Annotated in this window: 18 protein-coding genes; 11 read left to right on the top strand and 7 right to left on the bottom strand. The window is 71.8% G+C overall.

Annotated features, from left to right (window positions below):
• Positions 1 to 50 precede the first annotated feature (50 nt).
• The 4 genes from OOZ19_RS03865 to OOZ19_RS03850 are packed head-to-tail and all read right to left on the bottom strand — an operon-like array spanning position 51 to position 3,797.
• On the bottom strand, positions 51 to 887 hold the full coding sequence (locus tag OOZ19_RS03865; RefSeq protein WP_266088295.1) for an HpcH/HpaI aldolase/citrate lyase family protein: 837 nt from the start codon (positions 885 to 887) through the stop codon (positions 51 to 53).
• On the bottom strand, positions 881 to 2,047 hold the full coding sequence (locus OOZ19_RS03860) for an acyl-CoA dehydrogenase family protein (RefSeq protein WP_266088293.1): 1,167 nt from the start codon (positions 2,045 to 2,047) through the stop codon (positions 881 to 883). Before OOZ19_RS03860 ends, OOZ19_RS03865 begins: the two co-directional genes overlap by 7 nt.
• Positions 2,032 to 3,261, bottom strand: a complete 1,230-nt coding sequence (locus OOZ19_RS03855; RefSeq protein ID WP_266088291.1) for a CaiB/BaiF CoA transferase family protein — start codon at positions 3,259 to 3,261, stop codon at positions 2,032 to 2,034. Before OOZ19_RS03855 ends, OOZ19_RS03860 begins: the two co-directional genes overlap by 16 nt.
• On the bottom strand, positions 3,258 to 3,797 hold the full coding sequence (locus OOZ19_RS03850; protein WP_266088289.1) for a MaoC family dehydratase: 540 nt from the start codon (positions 3,795 to 3,797) through the stop codon (positions 3,258 to 3,260). The genes OOZ19_RS03855 and OOZ19_RS03850 overlap by 4 nt, the downstream gene beginning before the upstream one ends.
• A gap of 226 nt (positions 3,798 to 4,023) precedes the next feature.
• Between OOZ19_RS03850 and OOZ19_RS03845 the strand changes: the two genes are divergently transcribed.
• From OOZ19_RS03845 to fgd, 4 genes are all read left to right on the top strand, one after another.
• Entirely contained in the window at positions 4,024 to 4,755 is a 732-nt protein-coding gene (locus OOZ19_RS03845) for a FadR/GntR family transcriptional regulator (protein ID WP_266088287.1), read from the top strand.
• 164 nt (positions 4,756 to 4,919) lie between these two features.
• Entirely contained in the window at positions 4,920 to 6,278 is a 1,359-nt protein-coding gene (locus OOZ19_RS03840) for an MmgE/PrpD family protein (protein WP_266088285.1), read from the top strand.
• A 49-nt stretch (positions 6,279 to 6,327) separates the two neighbouring features.
• Positions 6,328 to 7,665: an MFS transporter gene (locus tag OOZ19_RS03835; RefSeq protein WP_266088283.1), complete on the top strand. Its 1,338-nt coding sequence runs from the start codon at positions 6,328 to 6,330 to the stop codon at positions 7,663 to 7,665.
• A gap of 683 nt (positions 7,666 to 8,348) precedes the next feature.
• Positions 8,349 to 9,356, top strand: a complete 1,008-nt coding sequence (gene fgd, locus OOZ19_RS03830; RefSeq protein WP_266088281.1) for a glucose-6-phosphate dehydrogenase (coenzyme-F420) — start codon at positions 8,349 to 8,351, stop codon at positions 9,354 to 9,356.
• Between the two features lie 112 nt (positions 9,357 to 9,468).
• Here the strand turns inward: fgd and OOZ19_RS03825 are convergent, their stop codons facing one another.
• The gene (locus OOZ19_RS03825; RefSeq protein WP_266088279.1) at positions 9,469 to 10,380 is read right to left on the bottom strand and encodes a LysR family transcriptional regulator; all 912 of its coding nucleotides are present in this window, start codon (positions 10,378 to 10,380) and stop codon (positions 9,469 to 9,471) included.
• Between the two features lie 216 nt (positions 10,381 to 10,596).
• Between OOZ19_RS03825 and OOZ19_RS03820 the strand changes: the two genes are divergently transcribed.
• The 7 genes from OOZ19_RS03820 (at position 10,597) to OOZ19_RS03790 (ending at position 17,592) form a co-directional block, all read left to right on the top strand.
• Positions 10,597 to 11,598, top strand: a complete 1,002-nt coding sequence (locus OOZ19_RS03820) for a fumarylacetoacetate hydrolase family protein (protein WP_266088277.1) — start codon at positions 10,597 to 10,599, stop codon at positions 11,596 to 11,598.
• A complete protein-coding gene (locus tag OOZ19_RS03815; RefSeq protein ID WP_266088275.1) occupies positions 11,595 to 12,548 on the top strand; it encodes a cyclase family protein in 954 nt (317 codons plus the stop codon). Before OOZ19_RS03820 ends, OOZ19_RS03815 begins: the two co-directional genes overlap by 4 nt.
• 24 nt (positions 12,549 to 12,572) lie before the next feature.
• A complete protein-coding gene (locus OOZ19_RS03810; protein WP_266088273.1) occupies positions 12,573 to 13,706 on the top strand; it encodes an FAD-dependent monooxygenase in 1,134 nt (377 codons plus the stop codon).
• The gene (locus OOZ19_RS03805; protein ID WP_266088271.1) at positions 13,703 to 14,731 is read left to right on the top strand and encodes an amidohydrolase family protein; all 1,029 of its coding nucleotides are present in this window, start codon (positions 13,703 to 13,705) and stop codon (positions 14,729 to 14,731) included. Before OOZ19_RS03810 ends, OOZ19_RS03805 begins: the two co-directional genes overlap by 4 nt.
• Positions 14,728 to 15,666, top strand: coding sequence for a VOC family protein (locus OOZ19_RS03800; protein WP_266088269.1), 939 nt, complete (start codon positions 14,728 to 14,730; stop codon positions 15,664 to 15,666). The genes OOZ19_RS03805 and OOZ19_RS03800 overlap by 4 nt, the downstream gene beginning before the upstream one ends.
• A 61-nt stretch (positions 15,667 to 15,727) precedes the next feature.
• Complete coding sequence (locus OOZ19_RS03795) at positions 15,728 to 16,696, top strand: fumarylacetoacetate hydrolase family protein (protein WP_266088267.1); 969 nt, start codon at positions 15,728 to 15,730, stop codon at positions 16,694 to 16,696.
• 107 nt (positions 16,697 to 16,803) lie between these two features.
• Positions 16,804 to 17,592: a GNAT family N-acetyltransferase gene (locus tag OOZ19_RS03790; protein ID WP_266088265.1), complete on the top strand. Its 789-nt coding sequence runs from the start codon at positions 16,804 to 16,806 to the stop codon at positions 17,590 to 17,592.
• Between the two features lie 896 nt (positions 17,593 to 18,488).
• On the opposite strand, the gene OOZ19_RS03785 is transcribed toward OOZ19_RS03790, so the two are convergent.
• Both OOZ19_RS03785 and OOZ19_RS03780 read right to left on the bottom strand, forming a co-directional pair.
• Positions 18,489 to 21,656 carry an arabinosyltransferase domain-containing protein gene (locus tag OOZ19_RS03785; RefSeq protein WP_266088263.1) on the bottom strand — a complete coding sequence of 1,056 codons (3,168 nt, stop codon included), beginning with the start codon at positions 21,654 to 21,656 and terminating at the stop codon, positions 18,489 to 18,491.
• The gene (locus OOZ19_RS03780) at positions 21,649 to 22,890 is read right to left on the bottom strand and encodes an MFS transporter (RefSeq protein WP_266088261.1); all 1,242 of its coding nucleotides are present in this window, start codon (positions 22,888 to 22,890) and stop codon (positions 21,649 to 21,651) included. The genes OOZ19_RS03785 and OOZ19_RS03780 overlap by 8 nt, the downstream gene beginning before the upstream one ends.
• Positions 22,891 to 22,988: the final 98 nt, after the last annotated feature.

Here is a 22,988-nt window from a genome sequence, read left to right as displayed (position 1 = left end):
CGGCCACCCGCGGTCTGGGGGCGCTGTGGTCCAGCGGCCCGCCGGGCGGGTCAGGCGGGCTCGGTCCGATCCGCCGCGGCCAGGTCCAGGACTCGCCGGGCGCGCCGCACCACGGGGGCGTCGATCATGCGGCCGTCGACCACCAGGACCGCGTGCCCGTCCCGTTCGGCCTGGTCGGCGGCGTGCACGACCTCGCGGGCCCGCGCCACCTCGGCGGAGCCGGGGCGGATCGCGTCGTGGACCCGGGCGACCTGCTGGGGGTGGATGCACATCCGGCCGAAGAAGCCGAACCGCTGCAGCCGCTGGGTGTCCGCCGTGTACGAGTCCGGGTCGGCCAGTTCCACCGACACCGGAGCGGGCGGTGGTGCGAGCCCGGCTGCGGCTGCCGCGGCCACCACGCGCGAGCGCGCCCACCGCAGCGGTTCCGCGTCGACCTCCGGCGCGGCGACGCCGAGGTCGTCGGCGAGGTCGTACTCGCCCAGGCTCAGCGACCGCACCCGTTCCACGGTCGCCAGTTCCCTGGCCTGCCACAGCCCGGTCGCCGTCTCGATCAGCGCCAGCAGCGGCACCTCGGTGCGGGAGGAAACCTCCCGCAGCACCGCCGATTCCGCCTTCGGCACGACGATCCCGGCCACCGGGAGGCCCCGCAGCGCCGCCAAGTCGTCGTCGAGGTCGTGCTCGTCGTTGTTGATCCGCACCCAGATCCGGCTCGCGCGGTCCGGGTCCTCCGCCAGCACCGGGAGCAGGGCTTCGCGGGCGGCGCGCTTGCCGTCGACGTGCACGGCGTCTTCGAGGTCGGCGACCACGACGTCCGCTGAGCCGGCGGCCTTGCGCAGGCGGTCGGGGCGGTCGGCGGGGCAGAACAGCCAGCTGCGCGGGTTCACCATCCGACCTTCCCCTTGCCCGCCACCAGGGATTTCGCGATGACGGTGCGCATGATGTCGCTGGTGCCCTCGCCGATGGTCATCAGGATCGAGTCGCGGTAGAGCCGTTCGATCTCGAACTCGGCGGAGTAGCCGTACCCGCCGTGCACCCGCATCGACTCCTGCGCGGCCTGCAGCGCGACCTCGGAGGCGAACAACTTCGCCATGCCCGTCTGCAGGTCGGCGCGTTCGCCGCTGTCGAGCTTGCTGGCAGACCAGTAGGACAGCAGTCGCGCGGCCTGCAACTGGGTGGCCATCTCCGCGATCCGGATCTGGATGGCCTGGAACTCGGCGATGGGCTTGCCGAACGCCTTGCGCTCGGAGGCGTAGGCGAGCGCTTCGTCGTAGGAGCGCTGCGCGATGCCGAGGCTGCGACCGGCGATGTTGAGCCGTCCCGTCTCCAGCGCGGAGAGCACCTGCTGCATGCCGCGACCTTCGACGCCGCCGAGCAGGTTCTCCGCGGGGACCCGCACGTCCTCGAAGACGACCTCGCAGGACTCGGTGCCCTTGTAGCCGAGCTTCGGGATGTCCTTGGTGACCGTGAAACCGGGCGTGTCCGCGTCGATGAGCAGCACGCTCATGCCCTTGTGCGCGGGTTCGGCGCTGCGATCGGTCTTCACCAGCACCGGCAGCGGGTCGGCGTAGCGCGCGTTGGTGATCCACATCTTGCTGCCGTTGACGACGTAGTGGTCGCCGTCGCGTTCGGCGGTGGTGCGGATGCCCTGCAGATCGGTGCCCGCGTCCGGTTCGGTCAGCGCGATGCCGGTGCGGCGCGCGCCGGTGGCCAGTTCCGGCAGGTACTTGCGCTTCTGCTCTTCGGTGCCGTGCCTGCTGAGCATCCAGGTGGAGACCGAGTGGCTGCCGAGGATGCCCGCCACGCCCATCCAGCCGCGCGCGATCTCCTCGAACACGAGGGTGAACGACACGAAGTCCGCGTCGACGCCCCCGTACTCCTCGGGGATCATCAGCCCGAACAGGCCGAGTTCGCCCATCTTCGCCACGATCTCGGTGGGGTAGCGGCCCTCGTGCTCGTACTCCTTGGCGACCGGCACGATCTCGGTGTTCACGAAGTCCCGCAGGACCTGCTGGAACTGGGCCTGGTCCTCGTTCAGCTCGAAATCCACGGCGCGTCTCCCTTCGCTCCGAAAGCACCTTCGCCGGCCAACCGCTGGAACTCCGCCGCGTCCAGCCCGAGCAGTTCGTCCAAAGTGGACGACGTGTGTTCGCCGAGGAACGGTGCTCGCTGGTGCTCGGCGCGGGGCTCGCCGGCACGCACCGGGGAGGCGACCTGCTTGACCTGGCCGAATCGCGGGTGCTCGGTGGTGACGACCAGACCGCGCGCTTCGGTGTGTTCTTCTTGCAGCGCCTGCGGAATCGTGTTGATCGGCGCGCACGGGACACCGGCGGCCTCCAGCAGGCCCAGCCACTCGGCGGTGCCGCGGCGGGCGAGTTCCTGCTCGATCAGCCGCACGCAGTCCGCGGAGTTCTCGTAGCGGTCCGAGGTCGTGGCGAACCGCTGCTCGGCGGTCCAGGCGGGGGAGCCGAGCACCTCGACGAACTTCTCCCAGAACTTCTGCTTCGCGCAGCCGATCACGATCCACGAGTCGGCGGTGGGGAAGTTCTGGAACGGCACCAGGCTCGGGTGCGCCGAGTGGTGCGTGCGCTGCGGTTCGAACCCGGCGTTGAGGTGCCAGGTGGCGAGGTAGGTGAGCATGCCGATCGCCGTGTCGTACAGGCTCACGTCGCAGTCCGAGCCCACGCCGTCGCGGCGCGCGCCGTGGATCGCCGACAGCAGCGACAGCCCGGCCACCAGGCCGCCCGAGTAGTCCACCATGGACAGTCCGGACTTGGTCGGGGGACCGTCCGGCTCGCCGGTGACCGACATCCAGCCCGCGAGGCCCTGCAGCATGTAGTCGTAGCCCGGCTGCTTCGCGCGCGGCCCGGTCATGCCGTAGCCGGACAGCGAGCAGCACACGATCCGCGGGTTGAGGTGCTTGAGGTCCTCGTAGCGGATGCCCATCTTCGCGGGCACGTCGCCGCGCAGGTTCGAGTACACCGCGTCGCTGACGGCCACCAGCTTCTCGAAGACCTCGCGGCCCGCGGCGCTGTTGAGGTCGAGCACGACGGAGCGCTTGTTGCGGTTGAACGCCTCGAAGAACAGCGAGTCGCCGTCCTCGGCGTAGGGCGGGGTGAGGCGGCCGACGTCGCCGCCGAAGCGCGGGTCCTCGATCTTGATGATCTCCGCGCCGAGGTCGGCCAGGTGCACGGACCCGAACGGTCCGGCGCCGTACTGCTCGACGGCCAGGATCCGCACGTCCTCCAGGGGCAGCCTGCTCATGCCTCACCTCCGTGGGTCTCCAGCGACAGCGGGCCGTTCTTCGCGGTGGGGAACGAGTCGATCGCGGCGGCGTGCTCCCGCTTGTAGATCAGCACCGTGCGGTCGAACGACAGGCACTGGTCGCCGTCGGCGTTGAGCGCGCGGGTGTGCACGTTGACCAGGCCCGCGTACGGCTTGGACTTCGACTCCCGCGTGCCGGTGCAGATCGACTCGCCGTAGAGGGTGTCGCCGACGAACACGGGGTGGGTGAGCTGGATGTTGGTCATCGCCAGGTTCGCGACGGCGCGCTGGCTGATGTCGCTGACGCTCTGGCCGAGCAGCATCGCGATGGTGAGGCCCGAGTTGACCAGGACCTTCTCGAACGGCGTCTTCGAGGCGTAGTGCGCGTCGAAGTGCGCGGGATGGGTGTTCATCGTGAGCAAGGTGAACCAGGTGTTGTCCGCCTCGCTGATCGTGCGACCCAGCGGGTGCTTGTAGACGTCCCCGACGACGAAGTCCTCGAAGTAGCGCCCTTGCCGACCTCCGTGCACGGCCACCGCCGCACCTCCTGTTCCGTGCTTGTCGCCGAGGCTCCGCAGCGCGGATCGGCAGTGGCGACCGCGCCAGGAGCTTCCGGGAGTATGCGTCGCGCGCCGACCGCGACGCAATACGTCTGACAATTAGAATCGCGGTTGCTCGGGGAAATGGGTGGCGTCCCGTACCCTGGGGCGACACGATCGGTGCGAGTGCGACCGGGACCCGGCCGAGGAAGAGCGAGGCGACATGACGGCTGATCCAGGCGGTCCCGCCCGCCTGCGGGTGCGTCCCGTGCAGGCGGCGTACCGGCAGGTCGCCGAGCAGTTGCGGGACCAGATCGTCAGCGGAGCACTGCCCTCCGGGTCGCGGTTGCCCAGCGAGACCGAGCTCGGCTCGATGTTCGGCGTCAGCCGCAGCACCGTGCGCGAGGCGCTGCGCCAGCTCGCCAGCCAGCACCTGATCGACACCACCCGAGGTGCCACCGGCGGCAGCTTCGTGGCCGCGCCGGATGCGGGCCTGATCGCCGACAACCTCGGCGGCAGCCTCGGACTGCTGGTCAACTCGCGGAGCTTGAGCGTCGACAACCTGCTCGAAGCCCGCCTGCTGCTGGAGCCGCACGCCGCGCGGCTGGCCGCCGAACGCGCCACCGCCGAGGACCTCGACGAACTTCGGCGCACCGTGGAGCACACCGGGCACCTCGACCCGGAGGAGGGCTTCACCGTCCACTGGGACTTCCACACCACGCTCGTGTCGATCAGCGGGAACCCGCTGCTGCACGTGATGTGCCAGCCGATCAACGTGGTCCTGAGCGGGCGGATGCACCGCGAGCGGGTGGCCCGGCAGGCGTGGGAGGGGATCGACGAGGACCACGCGAAGGTCTACGAGGCCGTCGCCGGCGGCGAGGCCGACACCGCCGAGACCTTGGTGCGCGAACACCTCCTGAGCCTGCGCCCGCTCTACGAGCGCATGGAGGACTAGCCGCGCGGCTCGTCCATCGACCCCGGGCAGGTTCGGAAATCGCCTGATCTGAAAATGTCAGACTTTTGTCTTGATTGGGCATGGGGTGGGATTGCACACTGTCCGCATCGGATGCGCCGCGCATCCGCGGGGTCATCAATGACGAGGCCAGCAAGGAGGCGCCCATGCCTGCCATCGCGGACGTGCTCGGCGAATTCGCCGCGCGCATCACGCTGCGGGACGTCCCGGACGAGGTCCTGGGGCGTGCCCGGCACCTCGCGCTCGATTCGGTCGGGGTCGCGTTCGCCGCGGTGGACCAGGAATTCACCCGGCGGGCCCGCAAGGCCGCCGCTGCGCTCGGACCCGGCGACCAGCCGGTGCTGGGCCTGCCGGACCGGCTGGCCCCGCGCGAGGCCGCGCTGCTCAACGCCGTGCTGGTGCACGGCCTGGACTTCGACGACACCCACCTGCCCGCCATCACGCACGTCTCGGCGACCGCGCTGCCGGTGAGCCTCGCCGCCGCCATCCAGCACGGGCGATCCTCGGAGGAGCTGCTGCTGGCCTACGTGCTCGGCATCGAGATCAGCGCCCGCGTCGGCACCGTCGCCCACGGCGGGTTCCACGCCACCGGTTTCCACCCGACGGGGCTGGCCGGGGCGTTCGGTTCTGCGGTCGCCGCGGCGAAGCTGGCCGGGCTGCCCGCCGACGGCATCGCCGAGTCGCAGCGCATCGTCGGCTCGATGGCGTCCGGGATCCTGGAGTTCCTCGCCGACGGCGCGTGGACGAAGCGCCTGCACCCCGGCTGGGCGGCCACGAGCGCGCTGACCGCCGCCACGTTCGCCTCGGTCGGCTGGCCCGGACCGGAAGAGGTCTACGAGGGCCGCTACGGGCTCTACGCCACGCACCTGCGCGACACCGAGTGGGACGCCACCGAGGCGCTCGACGGGCTCGGGGAACGCTGGGAACTGCTGGCGACCGCGGTCAAGCCGTACCCGAGCTGCCACTTCACCCACGCATTCGCCGACGCGATCCTGCTGCTCAAGGAATCCGAGGGCTTCGCCGCGAGCGAAGTCGAGACGGTGCGCTGCCTCATCCACGAGACCCCGGCCGCCGCCGTGTGCGAGCCGATCGAGCGCAAGCGCCGCCCGCAGGACGACTACGACGCGAAGTTCAGCCTGCCGTTCATCGCAGGGGCCTGCCTGGCCCGCGACCGGCTCACGCTCGACGAGTTCACCCCGGAATCGCTGGCGGACCCGGAGATCCTGCGGCTCGCGCAGCTGGTGGAGATCGCCGACGACCCGGACAGCCGCTTCCCGCAGGCGTACTCGGCGGAAGTCGAGATCGTGCTCACCGACGGCCGCCGCCTGCACCGCCGCGAGGACGTCAACCGCGGCCACACCGACCGGCCGCTGTCGGAAGCCGACATCCGCGCCAAGTTCACCGACAACCTGGGCGAACACGCCCAGCCGACCATGGAGCACGTGCTCGCGCTCGGCACGGGCGGCAGCGCCGCCGAGTTCGCCGAAGCACTGCGCGCTGCCTGATCCCGCGCTTTCCCGCGCCTGCCACACCACATACGAGGGCGGTACCCCCATGTCTGAAACGGCCGCGCACCCTTCGCGCGAGAACAGATCGCCGGCACCGACCGGTCGGCCGCTGTCGGCGGCCCGGATCGCAGGTTCGTCCCTGCTCGGCACGCTGATCGAGATCTTCGACTTCATCATCTACTCGTTCATGGCGGCCTTGGTGTTCGGCCCGCTGTTCTTCCCCGGCGCCTCGCCGTGGATGGGCACGCTGGCCGCGCTGGCCACGCACGCCGTCGCGTTCGGCATGCGTCCGCTCGGGGCGGTGCTGTTCGGCAAGCTCGGCGACAGCCGGGGCAGGCGCACCGCGCTGCTGACCTCGATGCTGATGATGGGCGGGGCGACCGTCGCCATCGGCCTGCTGCCGCCGTTCGCGGTGGCCGGGTTCTGGGCGCCGGTGCTGCTGGTGGCGTGCCGCCTGCTGCAGGGACTCGCCGTCGGCGGCGAGTGGGGCGGCGCGGTGCTGGTCGCGGTCGAGCACGCGGAGCCCAAGCGCAAGTCGCTCTACGGCGCGTTCGTGCAGCTGGGCACGGTGCTGGGCATCGGGCTGGCCAGCGCGGTGATCCTCGTCGTGAACCTGTGGGTGAGCGAGGAGGCGTTCCTGTCCTGGGCGTGGCGGCTGCCGTTCCTGGCGAGCGCGCTGCTGATCGTGCTGGGGCTGGTGCTGCGCAGGAGGCTGGAGGAGACGCCGGCGTTCCTGGCGGAACTCGCCAAGCGGGAGAGCGGCGAGAAGGCGGCGCGGCCCACGGTGCGCGCGGTGTTCCGGGACAACGGCCTGGCGCTGCTGGCGGGATCGCTGATGTGGTCGGCGCCGTGCTCGTACCTGTACGTGCTGATGACGGGGCTGGTCGCGTACACCAAGCAGTACGTGCCCGCCCTCACCGCGGTGAACGTCCAGTTCGGTCTGCTGATCACCTCGGTGATCCTGGTGGGGCTGACGCTGGTGAGCGCGCTGAACGCGGACCGGTGGGGCCGGGAGCGGCTGACGATCGTGTCCGGCGTGATCCTGGTGCTGTGGGCGTTCCCCGCGCTGTGGCTGATCGACAGCGGCGGTTTCGGCGCGATGCTGCTGGCGATGCTGGTCGGCACGATCTGCTACGCCGCGTTCAACGGCGCGGTGCCCTCGCTGCTCTCGGAGCTGTTCCCGGTCGACGCCCGCTACACCGGGGCGGGCCTGTGCATCGCCTTCGGCACGGCCGTCGCGGGCGGCCTGCTGCCGATCGGCGCGCTGGCGCTGGTGGGCACCTTCGACGGCTCCTCGGTTCCGCTGTCGCTGACCCTGGTCCTCTGCGGCGGCATGACCATCCTCGGTGTGGTGCTGTCCAACAAGGTCAAGCGCCACAGCTGACGCGGATCGCCCGCGGACTGCGGGCGATCGCGCGATGACTGGCTGCGAACGCGGCGCGACCGCGGTGCCGGGTGGACGAATTCGTTCGCCCGGTCGCCGCGGTCGCGCCGCGTTCCGCGTGCGCGGCCCGGAGCTTCGCCGGGCACGCAGCGGAATCGAGCGGTCCCGGAGCGTTTCCGGGCTGACTTCCGGTGTGCGCCCGGACGCGCGCGGTGATGGATTTGCGGGCGGTGTGACCGTTCCCATAGCGGCCGGGCAGTGGTGCCGCTCGGTCGGAACGGGTGGCGTGGGACCCTGTACGACTGTTCGAGCAAGCGCACCCGGTGCCGCGGAAAGGCGACTATGACCCGGTTCCACCTCCGCCGACGGCGCCGCGCGCCCGCCTCGCGGCCGGGGCGGCGACCGGGCCTGCGACCGGCCGAGGTGTCCGGGCGTGCGCGGAATATGTTGTGCGACAAGGCTGTTTGACAAGTGACGTTGCCGGTGCACGCCCACCGCCCGGTCCGCGCCGGAGGCCCGCAGTCGGCCGCCCGGTGTCCGGACCCACTGCGCCGCGGACCCGTCGGGGCCGTTCGGCGCGGCGGAGGCGCGGGCCGGCGCGCCGATCCTTGTTCGCGGTGTTCAACGACGAGTGCCACGACGTTCCCGCAACCGTGGTGATGGGTTAGGTAAGCGAGCCAGCTATGAGCATCAAGATCGGGTACAAGGCGTCCGCCGAGCAGTTCGCCCCGCGCGACCTGGTGGAGTTCGCCGTCCAGGCCGAGGAGAACGGCTTGGACAGCGTGATGGTCTCCGACCACTTCCAGCCGTGGCGCCACAACCAGGGGCACGCGCCGTTCGCGATGTCCTGGATGAGCGCGGTGGGGGAGCGGACCTCGCGCATCCAGATGGGCACCAGCGTGCTCACGCCGACCTTCCGGTACGAGCCCGCCGTGGTGGCGCAGGCGTTCGGCACGCTCGGGTCGCTGTACCCGGGCCGTGTCATGCTCGGCGTCGGCACCGGTGAGGCGCTCAACGAGACCGCGGTGACCGCGCGCGAGTGGCCGGAGTTCAAGGAGCGGTTCCGCCGCTTCCGCGAGGCCATCGACCTCATCCGTACATTGTGGACGGAGGATCGGGTCAGCTACGAGGGCGAGTACTACCGCACCTCCAACGCGACGATCTACGACCGGCCGGAAGGCGGCGTGCCGATCTACGTGGCCGCCGGTGGCCCGATGGTCGCCAAGTACGCGGGCCGCGTCGGCGACGGCTTCATCTGCACCAGCGGCAAGGGCATGGAGCTCTACACCGACAAGCTGCTGCCCGCCGTCGAGGCCGGGGCGGAGGCCGGTGGCAAGAACGCCGCCGACATGGAGAAGATGATCGAGATCAAGCTCTCCTACGACCCGGACCGGGACCGCGCGCTGCAGAACACCCGCTTCTGGGCGCCGCTGTCGCTGCCTGCCGAGCTCAAGCACAGCCTGGCCGACCCGGAGGAGATGGAGAAGGCGGGCAACGACCTGCCCATCGAGCAGGTGGCGAGCCGCTGGATCGTGGCCTCCGACCCGGAGGAGGTGCTGTCCGAGGTCAAGGCGTACATCGACGCCGGCTTCGACCACCTCGTCTTCCACGCCCCCGGTTCGGACCAGACCCGCTTCCTGCAGTCCTTCTCCCAGGACGTCGCCCCTCGCATCCGCGACCTCTGCGCCTGATCCAGGCGAAACCCAGGCCCGCCGCCCGAGTCCTGCTCGGACGGCGGGCCTGTTCGTCGCCGGTGTCGCCGTCCCTGCCGCCGGCGCGATGCGGACCGCGCGGGAAGGGTCTTCAGCGCAGTTCGGGCATCGCTCGGGCGATCTGCTGGGCCTTGTCCCGCAGCCAGCGGTGTGCGGCGTCGTGGGTGTGCACCGGATGCCACCACAGGGATTCCTGCAGCGGTACCGCCTCGTGCGGGCCGTCCACGACCCGCACGGCGGCGACCGAGCGCACCAGTTCGGCGAGCCGCTGCTGGACCAGCGCGACGCGGCGGGTACCGGCCAGCAGGTGCGGGATGCTCTGGAATCCGTCCACCGACACCTCGACGTGCGGTTCGACGCCGAGCACTCCCAGCTGGCGCACCGCGGGCGCGTCGTAGGTGCGCTGGTAGGTGACCCACGGCAGCCGGGCCAGGTCGTCGAGTTCCAGCCGATCACCGATCTCCGGGTTGTCCTCGGCCACCAGGAACACCCAGCGGTCGGCGTACAGCTCGGTCGACGGGAAATCGCTGATGATGCCGTGCGGCATGAGCAGGCCATCGATGCCGCTGAGCAGCGCGCCGGTGCGGTCGACGACGTCCGGCGGGGGCTGGCGGAAGTTCAAGTGCACCCGGGGCGCCTCGCGGTGCACGGCGCGGGAGAGCTCGGCGCCGAACACGGCGATCGCGTAGTCGGATCCCAGCAGCGTGAACGTGTGCCGTTCGGTGGCAGGGTCGAAATCGGCCCTGCTGGTGAACACGCGGTCCAGCATGTCGTAGGCGGTCGTGGTGCGGTCGAGCAGGACTCGGCCCAGCGCGGTGAGTTCGTAGCCGCCACCGGCGCGGTCGAGCAGCTCGTCGCCGAAGTGGCGTCGCAGCCGGGAGAGCGCGGCGCTCATCGCGGGCTGGCTCAGCCCGATCCGCCTGCCGGCGCGGGTGACGTTGCGCTCTTCGAGCAGCGCGCGAAGCGCCACCACGAGGTTGAGGTCCAAGCTTTCCAACCGCACTGGTCGTCGGTCCTCTCGTGCCGGGGGCCGGGTGGTGGAACCCCGGCCGCCTTCGCGGGAAGGCGGCCGAGAACGCGCGGGTGACCCTCGGACTTCGGTCCTTCGCTGCTCAACCCGTCGTATTCACCTCGTGGATGGACTGTATCCGGAGAATCGATTTCCCGGATCGAGGCGGGTCGTCGAAACTGGGTTCCTGGTGATCGGGAGGTCGGTTTCGTGGAACCCGCAGATGAGTCAGCCCTGTTCAACGCGCCGTTCGCGCTCGCCACGCTGTCGGCGGCCGACGATCCGGGCGGCGAGCGGTTCCCGGCTCTGGTCGTGCCGGAGGGGGCGGCGATCGACCTGCGCGGCGTCTTCGGCGAGCCCGCAGCGAGCGTGCGGACGCTGCTGGAGCGGTGGGACGAACTCCGCCCGCGGCTGGACGAGGCCGCGCGGGTTCGAACCGGGCCGTGGCGAGATCTCGCGGGGCTGCGCGTGCACGCCCCGGTCGAGCCGCGGCAGGTCTTCCAATCCGGTGCCAACTACCGGCAGCACGTCATCGACCTGGAGCTGGCGCACCGCGCCGCCGGCGACCCGCGCACGCCCGAGCAGGCGCGGGCGGAGATCGCGGCGGTGATGGACCACCGGGCGGCCGAGGACCTGCCGTACGCGTTCCTCGGCCTGCCGAGCGCGCTCACCGGCCCGCACGACGACGTGACGCTGCCCTCCTGGTGTGCGAAGCCGGATTGGGAACTGGAGCTGGCGGCGGTGATCGGCCGGACCGCCTACCGGGTTCCGGTCGACGAGGCGCTGTCGCACGTCGCCGGGTACACCATCGCCAACGACCTGACCGATCGCGCGGCGGTGTTCCGCCGGGACATGCCCGCGATCGGCACCGATTGGCTGGCTTCGAAGAACGCGCCCGGATTCACCCCGCTCGGCCCGTGGCTGGTTCCCGCGGAGTTCGTCGCCGATCTCGGGCGGTTGCGGATCACGTTGCGCCTCAACGGCCGGGTCATGCAGGACGAGTCCACCGACGACATGATCTTCGGGGTGGCGCGGTTGATCGCCCACATCTCCGCCTCGGCACGGCTGTTGCCGGGAGACGTGCTGCTCACCGGCAGTCCGGCGGGCAACGGGATGCACTGGGGGCGGTTGCTGCGCGGCGGCGACGTCATGGAGAGCTCGATCACCGGTCTGGGAGCGCAGCGGACGCGCTGCACCGAGGAGGGCTCGTGATCGACCGCGCGAGTCCCGAAGGGGCGATCGCCGAAGCCGCCGAACGGTGTTCGAACTGGGGTCGATGGGGGCCGGACGATCGGCTGGGCACGCTCAACCACCTCGACGAGGCGAAGCGCCGGGAAGCCGCCGGACTGATCCGCAGAGGTGCCAGCTGGTCGTTGTCGCTGCGGTTCGACGTGGACGGCCCGCAGCGCGGCTGGCGGCGGCGCACCAACCCGGTGCACACCATGCTCGACACCGGAACCGACGCGGCACTGGGCAACCAGGGCTTCCCGCACGGCATCGGCGGCGCCGACGACGTGATCGCGATGCCGTTGCAGTGCTCCACGCAATGGGACGGCCTCGGGCACATCTTCGACCACGGCAAGGCGTGGAACGGGCGCCCGGCGGAACGGGTCGTGACCTCCGACGGTGACCTGGTCACCGGCATCGAGCACCTGGCCCCGCACGTCGCCGGTCGCGGTGTGCTGCTGGACGTGGGCCGGGTGGTCGGCGGCGGTGAACTCGCCGACGGTTTCGCGATCACCGAGGAGCACCTCACCGCCACCGCCGAGGAGCACGGCGTCGCGATCGGCCGAGGCGACATCGTGCTGGTCCGCACCGGGCAGCTGGCCCGCGCGCGCGACGGGTGGGGCGAGTACGCGGGCGGGCCGGCGCCGGGGCTGTCGTTCGGGACGGCGGGGTGGCTGCACCGCACCGAGATCGCGGCGATCGCCACCGACACCTGGGGCTTCGAGGTGCGGCCCAACGAGTTCGACGACGCGTTCCAGCCGCTGCACCAGGTGGCGATCCCGAACATCGGCCTGCTCATCGGGGAGATGTGGGACCTCGACGCGCTCGCGGCCGACTGCGCCGCGGACGGCGTGCACGAGTTCTGGCTCACCGCGGCACCGTTGCCCATCACCGGTGCGGTCGGCTCACCGGTCAACCCGATCGCGGTCAAGTAGTCACCGCACCCGGAAGGAAGACCCATGCGACACGCGCACCGCCGCGTCCTCGTCCTCGGCGGCGGAACCGCCGGGAACGCTTTGGCAGTCCTGCTGCGAAGGGGCGACGTCGACGTCGACCTCGTCGAATCCACATCGGACTGGAACGCGGATTCGGGGTCCGGGATCACGTTGCAGGGCAGCGCGTTGCGCGTCCTGCGAGAGGTCGGGGTGCTGCCCGGGGTCATCGACCAAGGCTACGCGTTCGACTCGCTCGGCATCACGTCGGCCGACGGCACCGTGCTGCACCTCGCGACGGGCCTCCGCACCGGCGGGCCGGACCTGCCCGCCACGATCGGCATGCGGCGGCCGGACCTGCAACGGCTGCTGAGCGAGGCCGTGCGTTCCTCCGGTGCGCGGGTGCGGCTGGGCACCCGGGCCGTGGAGGTGCGCCAAGACGGAGACGTCGCCGAGGTCGGGTTCTCCGACGGCTCGTCCGGGGCGTACGACCTGGTGGTCATCGCCGAAGGCGTGCACTCGCCGACGCGGGCGCTGGTCGGGATCGGAGCTCGTCCGGTGCCGACGGGGATGGCGATCTGGCGGGCCGCCGTCGCCCGGCCACGAGGAGTGGAACGCACCGATGTGGCCTACAGCGGCCCGTGCTTCATCGCCGGGTACTGCCCGACCGGGCCCGACACGATGTACGCCTACCTGGTGGAGCGCAACCGGGACCGGGCCGACCTCGACCCGGACTCGTACGCGGACGAGATGCGCCGCCTCGCGGCGGGGTACGGCGGGGCGTGGCCGGAGATCGGCGCCGGGCTCACCGACCCGCACCGGATCAACTACACGTGGTTCGAGCGGTACCTCGTGGAAGGCCCGTGGCATCACGGCCGGTTCGTGCTGGCGGGCGACGCCGCGCACTGCTGCCCACCGACGATCGCGCAAGGCGCGGCGATGTCCCTGGAGGACGTCCTGGTGCTCGCCGAGCTGCTGACCGGTGCCGCGGACTGGGACGACGCCCTGCTGAACGGGTACCGCGAGCGACGGATGCCGCGGGTGCGGATGGTGGTGGACGCGTCGGTGCGGATCGGGGAGTGGCTGCTGAACTCGGATCCGGACGCGGACATCCCCGGTCTGATGAACCGGACCATGCCGGCTTTGGCGGCCCACCCGTGAGCACGTCCACAGTGGACGTGCACGCGCACGTGCTGCTGCCGGAGCTGGACGAGGTGGTCGCCGGACATCGCGAACGCGCCGAATGGCGTGACCTCGACGCCCGCCGCAACGGCGTGGAGGCGCTCGCGGTCAACCGCCGGATGATCGCCGAGCGGATCCCGAGGTTGACCGACCCCGAGCGGCGGCTCGCCGCGATGGACGCCGCCGGAGTGGACGTGCAGCTGGTCAGCCCCTCACCGTCGCACTACCACCAGTGGGCCGATCCCGGCCTTGCCGAGCAGCTGTGCCGCCTGGCGGGTGAGGGCACCGCCGCGCATTGCGCGACCGCCCCGGACCGGTTGATCGGCCTCGGACTGGCGCCGCTGCAGCACCCCGATCTGATGTCGCGATCGCTGCGCGACGCCCTCGCCCGGGGCCTCGCGGGGGTGGAGATCTCCTCGCACGCGCCCGGTTCCGGTGCCGCGCCGCCGGTGGAGCTCTCGGATCCGCGACTCGCGGAGTTCTGGGCGCTGGCCGAACGGACCGGGGCGCTGGTGTTCCTGCACCCGTTCGGCTGCACGCTCGACGAGCGCCTGGACCGGTGGTACCTCTCCAACTCCGTGGGGCAGCCCGTCGAGAACGCGGTGGCGCTGTCGCACCTGATCTTCTCCGGCGTGCTGGACCGGCATCCGGAGCTGCGGCTGATCGCGGCGCACGGCGGCGGCTACCTGCCCGCGCACCTCGGCCGCGCCGACCACGCGTGGCGCACCCGACCTGACGCGCGGGCGGGCTGCGCCCGTGAACCCAGCCGCTACCTGCGGAACCTGTACTTCGACTCGCTGGTGCACGACCCCGGCGCGCTGCGAGAACTCGTCCGGGTCGCAGGTGCCGACCGCGTGCTGCTCGGTTCCGATTTCCCCTTCGACATGGGAACCGAGGACCCGTTGGCCGCGCTGCGCGCGGCGGAGCTGCCCGAATCCGACTTCGACGCCATCCGCGGCGGGAACGCCGCGGCACTGCTGCCCATCCGAGGAGGAACCCCATGACCGAGCGGCTGCTCACCCACCTGCGCCACGTCGACCTCGCCGTGCCGGACTACGAAAAGCAACTGGACTTCTACTCCGGCGTCTGGGGCCTGACGAAGGTCGCCGACGACTCCGGCGTGTCGTTCCTGGCGGCCGAGGGGTCACCGGAGAACTACGTGGTCCGGCTGCGCAAGGCCGACGAGAAGCGGCTCGACCTGGTCTCCTACGGAGTCGCGAGCCCGGCCGACGCGGACCTGCTCGCGGAACGGCTGCTCGCGGGCGGGGTGCAGCTGATCACGCAACCGGGACGGATCGACACTCCCGGCGGTGGCTACGGATTCCGCTTCTTCGACGTGGACGGGCGCACCATCGAGGTCAGCGCCGACGTGCGGGTCCGCGCGCACCGCAAGATCGAGGAGCGGGAGGCGGTGCCGGTGCGGCTCTCGCACGTCGTGCTCAACTCGCCGGACCTGGAGCGCACCCGGCTCTGGTACCAGCGGCACCTGGGGTTCGCGCTCTCGGACACCCTCAGCTCGTCGCGCATGGGCGAGGTCATGCACTTCATGCGGATCAGCGACCAGCACCACTCGATGGCGCTCGCCCGCGGCCCGCACACCTCGCTGCACCACGTCTCGTTCGAGATGCGCGGCCTCGACGAGTACATGCGGGGTTCGGGACGGGTGCTGCGCGCGGGGTACCGCAAGATCTGGGGGCCGGGTAGGCACCTGGCGGGGGACAACACGTTCACCTACTTCCTGGATCCGCACGGCAACACCATCGAGTACACGACCGAGCTGGAGCTGCTCGACGAGGACACCTGGCACCCGCACGTCTACGACTTCAGCGAGCCCGAGGTCACCGACCAGTGGGGCACCGCCAACGCGATGAACGAGCTGGTGGCGAAGGAGTCCTTCAACGATCCCGACCGGGGGTGCTTCATCGCTCCGCCGGTGTGAGCCCGCCAGGACCGGAGTCCAGGATCACCGTCCGGAGGAACGTGGGAGGAGAACCGCACCGATGCGCTTCGCCAGTTACGAAGTCGACGGCACCACGCGTGCCGGTGTCGTCGGAGCCGACGGCCTGCACGCGCTGCCGGAGTCGGCGACGGTGCTCGGACTGGTGCGGTCGGGCCTGCCCGCCGCGCTGGCCGCCGGGGCCGCCGCGCTGGAAGGCCCGGCGGTGCCGGTGGAACGGGTGCGGCTGCTGCCGCCGCTGGAGCCGCCGAGCGTGCGGGACTTCGTGGCGTTCGAGGAGCACGTCGAAGGAGTGGTCGCCTCCGTCTCCGGCGGTGGTGGCGTTCCACCCGAGTGGTACGGGGCGCCGACGTTCTACTTCACCAACCCCGCGGTGCTGATCGGTGCTCACGACGACGTTCCGATCCCGCCCGGTTCGCGGCTGTTCGACTTCGAACTGGAGGTGGCGGCCGTGCTCGGCCGCGACGGCGCATCCCTGTCCCCGCAGGAAGCGCGCTCGGCGATCTTCGGATACGCGATCTTCAACGACTGGTCGGCGCGCGACCTGCAGGCCCGCGAGATGGAGGTGAACCTCGGCCCGGCGAAGGGGAAGGATTCCGCGAGCACCCTCGGCCCGTGGCTGGTCACCGCCGACGAGCTGGAGCCCCGCCGGGACGAGGACGGTTTCCTCGCCCTCGCCATGGCGGTCTCGGTCAACGGCGTCGAGGTGGGCAGGGACCTGCTGTCCAACATGGGCTGGCCGTTCGAGGAACTGGTCTCCTACGCGGCTCGCGGAAGCCGGATCCGCGCCGGTGACGTGTTCGCCTCCGGTACCTGCGGCAACGGCGGTTGCCTCGCCGAGCTGTGGGGACGCCGCGGTGAGCGCGTGCCGCCGCCGCTGCGGCCCGGCGACGTGGTGGAGATGACCGTCGAAGGCATCGGCACGATCCGCAACACCGTTCGCCCCGCGACCGGACTGCCACCGGTGCGCTCGGCCCGGAACCGCCCCCGGAACCGGACCCGCACGAGGTGAGCGCCGCTGGCCGCGCCGCCACCGCCTGAGCGCCGCGTCCTGGGAAGCTCGGCGAGAGCCCGGAAAAGCGTTGGCGTTCCGGGCGACGGGCCACCGAAGATGGCGGCATGCAAGACCACGCGCCGCTGCTGGCGGCCTACGACGAGCACCTGCGCACCGACGCCGAAGCGGTCGGCGCGCTCGGCAGCGCCCGGCACGGGCCGCTGCTGTTGCTGACCTTCGGCGGCGGGCGTGGTCTCGTCACCTATCGGGATCTCGGCGGTGCGGACGCCGACGGGGTCCGGCGGCTGGTCGCGGAGGCCGTCGCGCACTACCGGGCCGATCCGGCGATCACCGAGGTCGAGTGGAAGGCACGAGGGCACGACCACGCGCCGGGTCTGCACGATGCCCTGCTGGACAACGGATTCGTGCCGGACGAACCGGAGTCGATCATGATCGGTGCGGCCCGGTCCCTCGCGGTCGACGTGGAACTGCCCGAACGCGTGCGGCTGCGTCGGGTGGCGGAGGAGGCCGACGTCCGGGCGATGAGCGAGATGGAGCACGAGGTGTTCGGCGTGCCGATCTCCGCCGCGCAGGTCGACGCCGTGCTCCACCGCCTCGCGCTGGACGACGGGATGCAGCTGTGGGTCGCCGAATGCGCCGACCGGATCATCAGCGTCGGGCGGCTGGAACCGGTGCGCGGAACGGACTTCGCCGGGATCTGGGGCGGCGCGACCCGTCCGGAATGGCGCGGCAGGGGGATCTACCGCGCGCTGACCGCAGCGAGGGCGCGCGCGGCGCTGGACCTGGGGAAGACGCTGATCAACAGCGACTCCACGGAGTTCTCCCGCCCGATCCTCGAACGCTCCGGTCTCCGGAAGGTCTCGTCCACGACCCCGTACCGCCGCCGGACCTGAGCGGCGCGGTGCGCCCCGCACGGGCTCATCCCGAACGGCTCCCGTCGTCCGCCGGTGCGCCTCGACGACGCGGGCCGCGACCTCCTCGTCGGAGAAGTAGGTGTTTTAGGCTCGTTGCGTGCCGGTGATCTCCTCGCCGGTCATGGAGAGCTTGATCTGGTCCACGCCGACGTCGACCAACCGTCTGCGCAGTGCTTCCTGGACTTCGGCCGCACCATGTGCCTCGGCGTCGCCTCGGCGAAGATGCGGCTCGACGTCGTCGTCCGCGGCGCCATCGAGGCGGGCCGCATCCCCGGCCCCCGCTACCTCGCGAACGGCCCGGAGATCGCCGTGACCGGTGGCGCGCCGATCCAGAGCATCACCTTGTTCGCCGACGGCCCGGAGGAGATGCGCAAGACCGTGCGTCGCACAGCCCGGACATCAACGTGCGGCCCCGCCGCTCGACCACCTGGGCTACGGCCGCTTCGCGCGGATCCGGGGCACCGGGGGAGACGATGCGGTCGCGGTGCACCAGCACGTCACCGCGGTACGGTCCGGACCCGGTCGAGTCCACGATGGACACATCGCGGAAGAGGACGCCGTTTCCGCTGCGGACATGGATTCCCCTCGGCGCCGAACGGCCGCTGTTCCCGCGAGGCCCATCGGGTGTGAGAGCCCGGCCGGCTCGTGGGAAGCCGTGGACGACCCGCGCGCGTTCGCACGCCGGTGCTGAGCGGGACCACGGCCGACGACACGATCCAAGTCCGGTGGCGTTCTCCGGAACCGGACCCGGCTGGTGTCGGAATCGGCAGTCGTGGCAGCGGTTCGCGCGGACGGGTGTCTCCGGTCGTGGTGCGCGCCGAAGGACGCCCGGACCGCCACCCCCGGCCACGTCGAGGGCGGCGGCTTCCCCGTGGTCAGCCCGGTCCGGGGCGGACGTCGTCGCGGTCGTTGGAGTCGGGGACGTCGCCGGGCAAGGTGATCGGGTTCGGCGTCGGGCCGGGGCTCCACCAGCCCCAGTGGTCTTCGGTGCGGGTGTGCGCGGCGGCGGAGGCGGGCAGCGCGTCGGGTTCGTACGGGTGCACGGCGTAGAGCGAGCCCCAGTCGGTGCTCATGTCGTTGCGCAGGTAGGTGGGCAGTTCGGTCATGCTCGTGGCGACGTTGAGGTAGCCGAACGGTCCACCCGCGTCCGGCGCGGACCAGCCTTGGCCGGTGCCCCGCACGTCCCCGCCGCCGGAGATCCGGTAGCGGGGCAGGTCGGCGATGCCGTGGTGGATGGTGGTCGCGTTCAGGCAGGGGTGGGCCATCGCCGCGGGCCACTCCACGAAGGCCGGAGCGTCGCCGATGACGTCGGTCATCACCGACAAGCGGGGTGCGCGCGGGGCGCTGACGGCCATCCAGCCGTCCTCGCTGAGCGCGCGGTCGCGGGCGACGATGCGCACCCGCGTGGCCTCGGCGGGAGCCGCGACGCGGTGATCGCGCCAGTGCCGCTCGCCGTCCTGCGCCAGCGGCGCGCTGTCCAGGACCTCGAAACCGCGTTCGGCGTCCCGGCCGAACTCGGCGGTCAGCGAGTTCGTGCCGGAGGTGGTTCCGGCCGCGCTGACCACGATCGGCACCTCGCCGCTGCGCGCCCGGTCCGGCAGCTCGTACCAGGGGGTGCGCAGCCGCCCGGTGCCGTCGGGCGAACCGTGGCTGCCCCACACCGGGGCCCGGTCGGTGCCGAAGCGGTGCGGCGGGGTCCAGGTCGGTTGACCGGTGTCGGGGTTCTTGGTACCGGGCAGCGCGTTCGGCCGGAACCCGGTGTCGATCCGGCGCAGGTGCTCGTCGGCTGATTCGTCCTCTTCGGACGGTGCGTCGGGGACGGCGGTCGTGGGCTGGTGCGGTGCGACGGTGAGCATCCCGGCGATCGGATCGTTCTCGACGTGGACCGAATCGGACAGGCCGCAGCTCGCGCCCGCCAGCTGGCGGACGTTGTCGGTGGCGAGGTTGTAGGTGTCCCAGCGCTCGGGGATCGCCTTGGCCAGCGAGGCGAGTTCGGCGAGCATCAGCAGCGCGCACACGATCGACAGCGGCGCGCTGCCGAGCCGCAGCGCCCGCGAGCGGTCCTCCTCGACGACGACCGGCGGGGTGCGCTCGTCGAGCTTGAGGTGCTCCACCAGCGCCAGCACGAGCGCGCCCGCCGCGACCACCAGCATCGCGGTGCTGAACTGGTACCCGCCGATCGACGGTGGTTTGTCGAACCACGGCACGCCCCACCCGGAGACGTACCACCAGGCGTTGGTGCCGGTGAACGCGAACGCCAGCACCACCATCAGCCCGGCGAAGAACACCGCGCGGTTGCGCCGGGAGCGCAGCACGGTGCTGCTGGTGGCCAGCGCCGTCATCGCCGCCACCGCGCCGCCGACCGCGGCGATGACGCCGAAGTGGTGGGTGTGCTTCGTGGGGGTGAGCGCCAGCGCCACGAAGTACAGCGCGGCGACGGTCAGCAGCCGCCTGCTCGGCCCGAGCGCGGCCCCGCGGATCCGGCCGCGGCGCAGCAGCACCGCCGTGCAGGTCGCCAGGCACAGCGCCAGCAGCAGCACCGGGAACCGGCGGGTGAGCGAGCCGTCGGGGGACATGCCGAACAGCAGCGCGTAGCGGCTGAGCTCCTCGAACCAGGACTGCGACGGGCCGATCTCCGAGCGCACCTCGGCGGAGTCGGCGACCGCCTGCCACGGCTGGTCGGAGAACGCCGCGACCAGCACCAGCACTCCCGACGCCGCGATCGGGGCGAGCACGGCGCTCCACCCGAACCGGGCCGCGCGGCGGCGCACCAGGAGCAGCAGCGGTTTCGCCGCCGCGAGGAACGGCAGCGCCGCGACCATGCCGTGCGGGTTCACCCCGACCGCGAACGCGGCGGTGAGCAGCCCGAGGGCGGCGGGGGCGAGCCGGCGGGTGGCGACCGCGTACTCCACGGCGCACAGCGCCAGCAGGGAGAGCACGACCACGACCGGCTCCGGCCGCAGCCCGTTGTCGTAGGGCAGCCAGCAGGCCAGGAACACCGCCGCCGCGGCCCACCCGGCGGCGCGGCTGCGCCGGACCCGCTGGCCGAGCCGGGGCAGCACGAACCGGCTCATCAGAAACCAGCTCAGCAGTCCCATGCCGAGCGCGGGCAACCGGATCCACGGCGTCGCGGTGGAGAACGCCACCCAGCGGGCCTGCAGCTCCACGAACCAGCCCATCGGCGCGACGGGACCGGAGAACCAGCGGTAGAAGTCGTTGACGTACCCCAGGTCGTCGCGAGCGCGCGCCATGGTGAGGAAGTAGCCGTCGTCGGCGGTCATCGCGCCGATCAGCCACCACGCCAGCAGCGCCGCGGTCACCGCGGCGTCGCGCCCGGTCGGCCGCCACCGCCCGCGCGCCCGCCGAACCGGAGTGCGCCCGGCGGACACGTCGATCCGGTGCAGCGCCCACAGCGCGACCGCGCAGCCGAGCACGGCGAGGGCCATGGCCGCGATCTTCAGTGGGGTCGGATGGCTGTTGTAGCGGTCGTCCACCTCGGCCGAGAAGGACAGCCCGCGGACGTCGTCGACCGCGCCGTCCACATCGGAATGGATGCCGGTCAGCTGCGGTCGCGCGTCGCCGGGGACGTGGGCGAACCGTTCGCCGCCGACCTCGGCGTTGGTGGCCGTGCCGTCGGAGTGGACGCTGATCGCGCAGTCGCCGGCGGCCAGCGGGGCGGTGCCGAGCTGCTGTCCCTGCGAGAGCAAGCGCAGGGTCCCGTCGTGCACCTCCAGCCGCAGGCCGGTCAGCGTGCCGTACTCCGCTTCGGGCGGATTCGTGCTCAGCAGCACCGCCGGTTCGGGACTGCGCGCGTCCAGTGCGCGCGCTGTCGCGCACGGCACGTCGAAGTCGAGCCGCAGCGGCTGGTAGGCGGCCAGCGGCGCCGACACGGCCTGCGTTCCCCCGGCCGTCGGCCAGCGCAGCTCGGTGACCTCGTAGCGGACCGGCAGGAACGGCACCAGGAGCGCGGCCAGCACTCCGAGCAACCCGGACACCGCCGCGATCCGGCGCAGGGATCGTTCGGACGGCTTCGGTTCACGCATCGGTCATCGCCTCTCCGTTCGCGTCCCGCGCGGGGGCCCGCACCGCTGAGGCCGTGGCCGCCGCGCACCCGACGAGCACCAGCACGACGATCATGGCGTACCGGAGTCCGAAGTGGTCACCGAGGAAGCCGAGCATCGGCGGCCCCACCAGGAAGGCAAGATATCCGGCCGTGGCGACCGAGCCCACCCTGGCCGTGGAGTCGCCGTCGCCGTCCCCGGCGGCGGAGATCGCCAGCGGGAAGCCGAGCGAGGTGCCGAGCCCCCAGATCACCACACCGGTCACCGCGACGGCGGGCGTCCCAGTGAAGATCACCAGGGCGATGCCGATCCCCGCGCACAGCGCACTGGCGCGGACGACCGGCGCCCGTCCGAACCGGCGCACCAGCCCGGAACCGGCGAACCGGCCCGCGGTCATCGCGGCGGCGAACGCGGTGAACAGCGAGGCGCCCATCGCGGGGTCGAAGCCGTGCGCGTCGACCATGAGCAGCGGGAGCCAGTCGTTCGCGGAGCCCTCGGCCAGCGCCATGCCCAGCACGACGCAGCCGATGAGCGCGATCCGCGGTCGCGTCCACAGGTCGATCTGCTGCCGGGCGGCCACGCCGATCCCGCGCCCGGCCGCGGCGCGCTCCTGGCCGAACCCGGCGGGCAGCGCGGGTGCCGCGGCCGTGGTGGCGAGCGCGCCGAGCACGGCGACGCCCGCGAGGTGCCATCCGACGCCGATTCCGGCGTGCGCGAAGGCCAATCCGAGCAGCGAGCCGACGACGGTCCCTGCGCTGTAGGTGCCGTGCAGCAGCGGCAGCAGCGGGCGGTCGGCGAGCCGTTCGACTTCGGCCCCTTCGATGTTCAGGGCGACGTCGGAGCAACCCATGCCGAGGCCGAACAGCAGCAGGCCGGCGAACGCGCCGGAGGCGGTGCCGAGCGCGGTGAACCCGCCGAGCACCGCGAGTCCCGCGACCACGAAGCCCGAGCTCACGGCGATCACGGGTTTCGTGCCGCAGCGCCGCACCAGCGGGCCCGCGGCGAGGATCCCGGTCATCGACCCGACCGAGAGCCCGAACAGCACCAGGCCCATTTCGCCCGTCGACGCGGCCAGCGCGTCCCTGATGGCGGGGGTGCGGGTGACCCAGGACGCCAGTCCGACGCCGACCAGGAAGAAGATCACCAGCAGTGCTCGGCGTCGAGCGCGCGTGCCGGTGCGGGCCGTGGGCGCACCGCTTCCCGTGTGTTCGGTCATGGTTCCCTCGGCGAAGCGCGGTGAGGCGGGTTCGTGCGCCCGCGGAGCTCCCGGACGGCGATGTGCACGACCGTACAGGAGATGCGTACGACCGTACG

The sequence above is a fragment of the Saccharopolyspora sp. NFXS83 genome (assembly GCF_026241095.1).
Taxonomy (GTDB): Bacteria; Actinomycetota; Actinomycetes; order Mycobacteriales; family Pseudonocardiaceae; genus Saccharopolyspora_C.
Note: the sequence above shows the minus strand (reverse complement) of the source record. Positions and strands in the feature narration are given on the sequence as shown.

Excerpts from the sequence above, each read along its gene's own strand:
- OOZ19_RS03810 (WP_266088273.1), top strand. The coding sequence starts at position 12,573 with ATGCGACACGCGCACCGCCGCGTCCTCGTCCTCGGCGGCGGAACCGCC.
- OOZ19_RS03795 (WP_266088267.1), top strand. The coding sequence starts at position 15,728 with ATGCGCTTCGCCAGTTACGAAGTCGACGGCACCACGCGTGCCGGTGTC.
- OOZ19_RS03835 (WP_266088283.1), top strand. The coding sequence starts at position 6,328 with ATGTCTGAAACGGCCGCGCACCCTTCGCGCGAGAACAGATCGCCGGCA.
- fgd (WP_266088281.1), top strand. The coding sequence starts at position 8,349 with ATGAGCATCAAGATCGGGTACAAGGCGTCCGCCGAGCAGTTCGCCCCG.
- OOZ19_RS03785 (WP_266088263.1), bottom strand. The coding sequence starts at position 21,656 with ATGCGTGAACCGAAGCCGTCCGAACGATCCCTGCGCCGGATCGCGGCG.
- OOZ19_RS03845 (WP_266088287.1), top strand. The coding sequence starts at position 4,024 with ATGACGGCTGATCCAGGCGGTCCCGCCCGCCTGCGGGTGCGTCCCGTG.
- OOZ19_RS03840 (WP_266088285.1), top strand. The coding sequence starts at position 4,920 with ATGCCTGCCATCGCGGACGTGCTCGGCGAATTCGCCGCGCGCATCACG.
- OOZ19_RS03865 (WP_266088295.1), bottom strand. The coding sequence starts at position 887 with ATGGTGAACCCGCGCAGCTGGCTGTTCTGCCCCGCCGACCGCCCCGAC.
- OOZ19_RS03790 (WP_266088265.1), top strand. The coding sequence starts at position 16,804 with ATGCAAGACCACGCGCCGCTGCTGGCGGCCTACGACGAGCACCTGCGC.
- OOZ19_RS03855 (WP_266088291.1), bottom strand. The coding sequence starts at position 3,261 with ATGAGCAGGCTGCCCCTGGAGGACGTGCGGATCCTGGCCGTCGAGCAG.
- OOZ19_RS03800 (WP_266088269.1), top strand. The coding sequence starts at position 14,728 with ATGACCGAGCGGCTGCTCACCCACCTGCGCCACGTCGACCTCGCCGTG.
- OOZ19_RS03780 (WP_266088261.1), bottom strand. The coding sequence starts at position 22,890 with ATGACCGAACACACGGGAAGCGGTGCGCCCACGGCCCGCACCGGCACG.